This is a genomic window from Martinezella calliandrae, assembly GCF_030272695.1.
In the GTDB taxonomy this organism is placed as follows: Bacteria; Pseudomonadota; Alphaproteobacteria; order Rhizobiales; family Rhizobiaceae; genus Rhizobium; species Rhizobium calliandrae.
On sequence record NZ_JARFYN010000109.1, the window covers coordinates 1 to 7,895 of the forward strand.

4 protein-coding genes are annotated in these 7,895 nt (G+C 57.5%); all 4 read right to left on the reverse strand.

The window, feature by feature from the left end; genetic code table 11:
* Positions 1-258: 258 nt before the first annotated feature.
* Positions 259-1,815: a hypothetical protein gene (locus tag PY650_RS35630; RefSeq protein WP_285884763.1), complete on the reverse strand. Its 1,557-nt coding sequence runs from the start codon at positions 1,813-1,815 to the stop codon at positions 259-261.
* Between the two features lie 229 nt (positions 1,816-2,044).
* Entirely contained in the window at positions 2,045-3,004 is a 960-nt protein-coding gene (locus tag PY650_RS35635; protein WP_285884765.1) for a hypothetical protein, read from the reverse strand.
* An 11-nt stretch (positions 3,005-3,015) separates the two neighbouring features.
* Complete coding sequence (locus tag PY650_RS35640) at positions 3,016-5,220, reverse strand: patatin-like phospholipase domain-containing protein (protein ID WP_285884767.1); 2,205 nt, start codon at positions 5,218-5,220, stop codon at positions 3,016-3,018.
* A 738-nt stretch (positions 5,221-5,958) separates the two neighbouring features.
* The gene (locus PY650_RS35645; protein ID WP_285884768.1) at positions 5,959-7,731 is read right to left on the reverse strand and encodes an adenylate/guanylate cyclase domain-containing protein; all 1,773 of its coding nucleotides are present in this window, start codon (positions 7,729-7,731) and stop codon (positions 5,959-5,961) included.
* Positions 7,732-7,895: the final 164 nt, after the last annotated feature.

Here is a 7,895-nt window from a genome sequence, read left to right on the forward strand (position 1 = left end):
GTTTTCGGTCTGGGGTGGCTGTTGAACTGGCGGCGTCGCCGTGTCGGGGGCTTGTTGGGCGAAACTGACGCCAGCGGAAAGCAGTACTGTCAGTGCGGCCAAAGCGGCAGTCAATACCGCAATCGAAGATATGCGTGTTGATGCGGGGTCCATTTAATGTCAATTGAAGTTCGTATGCGCCGCGGCACCGCTGCGCACCGCGCCACCTTTATGGCCATTCTGGAAAGCGTCAGAAGCATTCGTCGGACCGGCCGCCCGTTAGCCGTGGATCCAGAATGCACTCTCGGCAAATCTGTCGTCGGACCACCAGTTCAGGCGACCAACACCACGCCGAAAATTGACGGCACCTGCTTGGCTCTGCAGGGGCGCCACTACATCTCCAGCTGCGTTTCGCGAAGCGGCAAACGTGTCGCTTTCCGGAATCACCATTACCATGTGTCCAGACCTCCCCTCCTCTTTTCGGCGGGCGATGATAATACCAAGACCTCCCTGATTGGCGGATTGCTGCAGCTTGGTGAGTGTGCCGGTCTGGCGCCATCCGAACATTGGACCGAAATCCCGCAGCCATCGAAACAGATCATTCGCTCTCATTTCATCGATCGTATCGCCGATGAGCGGCTGGACCACAGTTCCATGAGACAGAGCCAGGATTGCCTTGGGCGTCCACCAGACACGTGGCAGGTAAGCGCCAGCCAACATGCAATAGTCGTGCGTATAAATGTTACAGAACGTCAGTCCGTCCCGTGGCTGATAACGCTTGTAATCTGGATCATCCGAGGCTAGCCAATCAATGATCGCTTCCAGCTCATCTATGAGTTCCGTTGGAGACGTGCCGTTTCGGGTCGGCTGCTTGGGTTCGTTCAGCGAATGGGCGTCTGCTAGATCGACCCGTCTGGTAATCGTTCCGTCTTTGCGAGGCATGGATACTGCGACAATCCCGTTTGCCGGGGGATTTGCTTCCGGGGCGACAATCGGGATATCGGTGTTCGCAGTTGCTGGTACGAGGAACTTCGAAAAAGCGAAGCCGTGCAGATTGGCCCCTGAAAGGCTCGTCTCCACTTCACGAAAGCCGTTCGTCACCTTTCCATCGACTGCCCGAACTGGTTGGCCGTCGGGAAGCTGTGCGATGACGTTCTCGCCCGGCGGGTCAGTGATTTGCGGTGTGCTCCGAAGACGAAGCGGACTTATCTTTGTGTTGACGACGAATGTTCGTCCGTTCGCCGAGATGTCGGTAGGCGGCGGGACAATCGCGGTGCCAGCGGGAGGTGGCGCGATTTCGGGAGGATTTCCATTGCCTCCCACAGTCTTTGATAACCGAATGAAATCGAATATGGCCTCGCCGTAAAACCGACCGCTGTCGTCTTTGAATCCTTGCTTGAGTCCCTTGCTGGGATTGTAGCCGCCGGTATTGTAGGCGATTGCGACGATCGCCTTCTCCATGTCGTCAAGCCTAGTTTTCGATTGGAAGCCTACCTTCTTGAGCGCATCGTGCAGCTCACTTAGTGCTTTCCTAAGGGTCTCGTCGATGTTCTCGTACCGTTTCTGCAGGAAATAATTTGGATCGTTCAGAAAGAACTGCAGATCGTGCTGCCAGACGCCATATCCGTGGACGAACTTGTTTGGCTTGTTGGCGGCGTCGCGATAGCTGGCAATATGCGCAGCCATGTCAACAAGTGCCTGATGAGCGAGATCGAACATCTCCTGACCATGGTTTACTGCGACAAGATCTGCCTTATTCTTCGGGAAGGCGCCTCGCCCGCCGCTGGCATCGAGGGTATCACCGACACAGAGCGCCACGATCTGATCGATGCCCAAATTCCTGTCGTGTCTGAGTATGGGCCAGATTTCCCCCGTCTCCTGACACGCCAAAGCTGTCATCATATCGAGGTCGAACGGCCCCCCGGCCGTTGCCGTCTCGATCACGCCATGGAAGTGGTCTTTGAACCACCCAATGTCATCGGCATTCGGCATTTCACCCTCCCAATGTTGGCGCAGTAGGATTTAACTGCGCTGTGTGCTTCGCCCGCGGATCTACGCGGATTGACTATCGGCTTTTTGACGTTGGCCTGTTGCCTGCGGCACGAATGCCGAGGGCCTCCCCCAGTGTGTCGAACCAGAACTGTGCTCCTAGCGATGCCGCCAAGGCCGTTAACACCCAGCCAGAGAGTTGCTCGATCCAGTCGAAAATCCATTGTTTGGTCGTGAGCGGCGTCAAGCGCGGCGCCGCCTCGCTGGTGCCAGTCACGGAAACCTCGGAGCCGCTCACTGTTGGAGCGGCTTCAGCCTCCAATCCGCGGAAGAGCCGCTGATATGAAGATGCTGTCCACCCAATCGGAAGAGTTTCATTCATCGTAGCTGTCAGTTGCTCAAGGTCAGGGCTGGCCATCTGTTGCCCGCCCGTTGCATCAGTGGGCGTCGTACGAACAATGTTCGCGGCCTGGGATTCAACGGCCGCTCGAATCATTGGCTGCGACCATAGTTGGCGAGCGACCTCGAATGTGCTGCCATTGACTGCAGCGGCCATAAAGAAGGCGATGGCGAGAAGCACGAGCTGGACATTCCGCTTGTACCATCCACCGAAACGATCCATGGCGTTGTCGAACCATGTCTCAATTGAAGCCTGCAGCTTGTCGACATCGCCTGCAGCGTCTCGAAGAAAAGGAGAAAGCGGCCCCTGAAACGCCGGCGAGGATTGCTGGAGCATTCCCTGTTCAGAGAAGGTGTCCACAATCGCCTTGGCGAATGCAGCCGAAGGAATGTAGCTCGGCAGCTTACCTGGGAGCGAAAGGCTCCGGATCCGGGGATTCGAATAAACGCGCTTTGCCAGCCCCGTCATCGCTGGATCGTTCAGCATGACCTTTATGCTGTTTAAGAGGTGCCGGCCGCGCCAGCTCGTGACGTTCGCAATGAGCTCCTGGATCACGCTGCAGGCCAGCGCCAACAGGAAATACATGAAGGCCAGGCCAATTCCGACGTCGAGTACAATCGAATTCCACATCGCCATGACCTCACATATCAAACGCCGGGCGGATCAACGGATGGGACGGTGAACCAATTTCCGATTTGTCGGATCCCAGGAAGGCGCCAAACGGTCGTTGGCTTACGAGAGACGAGGGCGAATAGCGGACCGCCCGCCTTGTCGGTCCAACCTGCTCGCCACACAGCGAATTTGGAATTCGTTTCCGCCTGGCAAGTCGCAAGAATGTCTCGGACCTTCCCGATATCCAGGCCGGTAGCCTTGGCGATGCCTGCCTCATTCCTGAGTTCAAATTTGGGACTGAGGAGTTCGGCTAGAACGAGGCGAATCTCTTGCTCGCTGGCCAATGATGGTCGTTTCCATTTTACTGGAAACTTCCAGCTCGCAAGTTGATCCCTGCGGACCAAATCCGAAAGGAGTGAAAACCTGACGAAGTCAAATAACCTTTCCTTTTCAAATGAGTAGGCGATCTCCATAAGGCGACGAAGGAACCACGTCGGCCCCTTCTGTGCCACTGATGCCGCGGCCAATTTGCTGATGCGCAATTCGGTAGCATTCTGAAGATCGCCAAGAAATCCATCGTCGATCTGCGGCCAAGTGGGATAGGGCACTTCCGGAAGGGCGTCTCCTAAGAGAGGAATGATCCGATAGATCTGTTTTTCGTCAATCACAGCCCCATGGAAAGCAGCGTTTGAGCGAGCGGCCTCGGGCCACGCTTTGATGATCTCATTGTCTTCGTAAAGTCCGAAAGACTCGCTTAGGAACTTCTGGCAATTGCGACGGCCCAATTGATAATCGTGTTCGCGGAATGTCTGGGCGAGAAAACCACCGAAGCCGCCGAGGAGACCTGATGCTAGGGCGTAGACCTGTTCCGTTCCATCTGGTGCCGTTCGGTGGGGAGATATGAGGAAGCGGCTGAAAATGCCGTCAACGGCTGCGACCGCGACTTCCGCAGGTTTGAACTGTGTCTGCGTTCGAAGCGCCGGTATGAGCGTCATCAGCACCGATATAAGATCGCCCGCCGGTTCACCATCTTGGGGAAATGGCGGCGCTTCGGGGAATGGATCAATCATTATTACCGCGCGATCAGCGTCATCGCCGCTCCGCGGATTTTGTTGCCCAGGCGTCTCCATCAAGCAGTAGCGGGCGAATTCGAAGGGTTCGTTGTTAATAAGGCCGCCATCGACCGCGGTATAAGCAAAGGCGCGTGAAGGATTTTTGTGCCAGCTCTCAGGCCAGGCAGGCTTCATGCGGTCCTTGACCAGTTGTGCATCCGTGATTGGCCAGTTTCGATCTTCATATTCGTCCGAGGTCGCATTCCATTGCCTTGCGGCCAGACCGATTGGAAAGGCTCCGGATGTGACGGCTGCAAGCCCGTAATGTACCCATTCAGCACTAGGCTTGCCTCCGTTGGTCCTTAGGTCCTGGACATTCAGCTTGCGCACTTTGTCGTCCTGCGCAAATCGGCTGGGGCTATCCCAAGTGCCGAGCCCTTCAATCCGGTAGTGAATGCGATCACCGTGGTTCATCATGCCGTAGTCGCCACCTCTGAAGCTTACAGAGTACGGCACCCCGCGTAGGTTCGAGACTGTCAGATAGATCTCAAGGCTCGATGAGATGTATGGATATGGTTCTCCTATTGCATCCAGCCGAAGCGCCGCGTCTTCGATCTCGGAAAGGACCTTGCTGTTCAGCACCGAAACCACGTTACTGGCGCCATCAAGGTCGGAGACCCTCAGAAAGTCTTCGCCCCCGTTCTGAGAAAGCATGGTCGGGCGGACCACCCAGGCGTCATAGAGGTTCGGCAGGAGATATTTGATCAGTTGGGCGTTCCCTGTCTGACCGCCCTCGAACTTAACTGGCGTGACCCCTCCCGCCAGCGCCACCGCACCCAGAGCTCCCGTGATTGCACCGGCGGAAGCACCGGCGATCACCTTTATTCCAACCGTATGATTGGGAATCGCGTCCTTGTTAGCCGGATCGTCCTTTGCCTTTTGCCATGCGTTGAGAGCCTGGATGAGAAAATCAAAAACGCCGGCAGAATAGGCGCCTGCGGAGATCGCTCCCGCCATGGCCAAGCCGATTTGAAATTCTCTGCCTGCCTTCCCCACTTGCATCTTTCCAGCCCAACGAAATGTTCGAAACGACAACAGCCGTCCAGAGCTGCGGATTTGAACGCTGGCCACAGGCAACCATTCGGTCTTGCCCAGGGTTCGACCGTTTGGCGCATCGTCGCCAGACACGTTCCAAATGCCATCAGTTACGTCAGCGCAGGCGACACAAACGTTGACAGTTCGTCGCACGACAACGCCGCACCATCACGAAAAGCGTGATAGTATATATTGCGCGATTTGACGTATTAATCACAAATAGCTACGTTAAAACGAAAAATCGTGACGTAGCTTTCAGTATTATCCCCAATATATTACTAATACACTCTCGCGATAATTGCAAATCAAATCGCGCTGATCTAACCTCCGCGGAGCGCAGGCAGATGTTAGTCGCAATTTATATATATTCCTGGTTTGAATCGAACTAGCGAGATCAGTCCAACTTGGACAGGCGACGTGTAAGTCGGGAAGGAACAAGCTCTACCTGGCATTCGTTGTTCCGCACGCGAAACCCTCTGTACCGCCGACGTCGCGAAATTTCACTGCCTTGCGACCGCAATTCTCTCCCAAGGACAACAGGAGCCAGTCACCGACCGGTGAATCAAGCGGTTCGCATCGAGTGCTGCCGACAAATCGTTTCACCGCTAATGGGCGGGGATAACGGGGGCGTGCATCGGCCGACTCCTTCACCTGCACCGGGGCCGGGCTTGGTAGGAAGTCGGCACCTGCGGAAAACGCCGGCTCGCCTCCCACGGGATCCAATCAAACCAAGGCGGTCACGCTGGACGTCGTGGTTGCATCGGCATTGGCTATCGCTTATCCCCAGCGCAAATGGCGGCAACAGGTTCAAGATCGAACATTAATCACCCGTCATTGTACGACACCGGCCTTGCGTAGCCCCTCCATGACGAGCTCGAAATCGGCGGGGTTCTTGAAGGGCAAGACTTTGCGACGATATTCCAAGGAATAGCCGGGGTTGACGCGCATTACCTCTTGCCAAGTCGCGCGAGCTTCTTCGAAACGGTCGAGGTGCCCGTAACAGGCGGCCAGAAGCGCGCGCGAGACATCGGTAAGAGGGTTACGGCTCACGCGCTGCAGCAACAGTTCCACGGCCTCTTCATACCTTCTCATTTGAAACAAGGCCCAGGCCTGAAAGTGGAGAACGATATCCGGAAAGTACGGGTTCAGGACCCTCGCCCGTTCGAAATAGGTGAGCGCCTCCTCAGATCTGCCTGAATAGAGAAGTGCCTCGCCGAGGCTGACCTGCCCTTCGGCGAAGTTCGGATTGAGGACTATCGCACGCTCGGCCTCGCTGATGGCTCTGTCGTGTTGTCGCAGGTAAAGGCTGACCAGACCCAGCGCCCAGTGCGCCACGGGATCGCTATCATTCCGCGCCACCGCCAGCGTCGCAGCCTCTGAGGCTTGCTCGATCGAGCGCTGTGGTGACGCGCTCCACTGGTTCAGGTAGTCGAGCCCGTGGGTAAGGGCGAGGAAGGCATGTGCCGAGGCGAAGTTCGGGTCCAGTTCGACGGCACGTTGCAAAAGGTCACGCGCGTCGCTGTTCGTTTGCTTCGTCAACCGGTGCCACAGCTCCCGACCACGCAAGAAGCAGTCGTACGCCTCGGGGTGCCGGGTCTGCCCCGGCGCCAGTCGTTGCCGATCGCCCTCAGCCAGGTTGACCGAAAGCGCGTCGACGATCTGCTGCGTGACATCGTCCTGAACCGCGAATATGTCGGTCAGGTCGCGATCGAACCGCTCCGCCCATAGATGCCCGCCGGTGGTCGCGTCGATGAGCTGCGCGGTGATGCGTACCCTGTTCCCCGATTTGCGTACACTGCCCTCAAGCACATGACGCACGCCGAGCTTTGTGCCCACCTCCTGCACATGGACGTTCTTGCCCTTGAAAGTGAAGGACGAATTGCGGGCGATGACGAAGAGCTGCGACAGCTTCGATAGCGCCGTGATGATATCTTCCGAAATGCCGTCGGCGAAGTAGTCCTGTTCGGCGTCACCGCTCATGTTGGTGAAGGGCAGGACGGCGATCGACAGCTTCGGCGAGGGTGCCGTCGCCGGTTGGCTCGTCGCGGTTTCCGAGGTCGCGGCTGCCTTGGTCCCGGCGCTGCCGACTTGCAGCGAATAGACCCGGATCGGATCGGCGATATTCTTGAGCCGCGTGCTGCCGAGATCGCTGACCGAGAGGTCGAGCCTCGCCTTGACTTGGCGGTAGGCATCCTCGGACAGGCAGATTGCGCCCGCCGCGGCGACGCCCTCCAATCGCGAGGCGATGTTGACACCGTCGCCCATCAGATCGCCGTCGCTTTCCTCGACGACGTCGCCCAGATGGATACCGATCCGGAACTCGATGCGGCGGTCCTGCGGCACCCCGTCATTGCGCTCCACCATACCGTTCTGCACCTCAATGGCGCAGCGCACGGCGTCCACCACGCTGCGGAACTCGACCAGTGCGCCATCGCCGGTGCGCTTCACAACCCTGCCATGGTGCACGGCGATCGTCGGATCGATGAGATCGCTGCGCAGTGCGCGCAACCTCGCCAGGGTGCGGTCCTCATCGGCACCTGCAAGCCGGCTGTACCCAACCACGTCCGCGGCCAGGATTGCAGCCAGCTTTCGGTTCTCGCTCATGGCGCCGTCTCCCCACTTCCACGATAGCAGGGAGACAGAGGGCAAGAAAGAACTTTGAGCCGCCGCTCGGAGCGATCTTGGTTGAGATCGAGTTGGTCATGGCTCGTGTGGACGCTGCCGACGTTGTCGCCGCCCGCAATGACTGCTCTGTCAGGCTCCCGGCC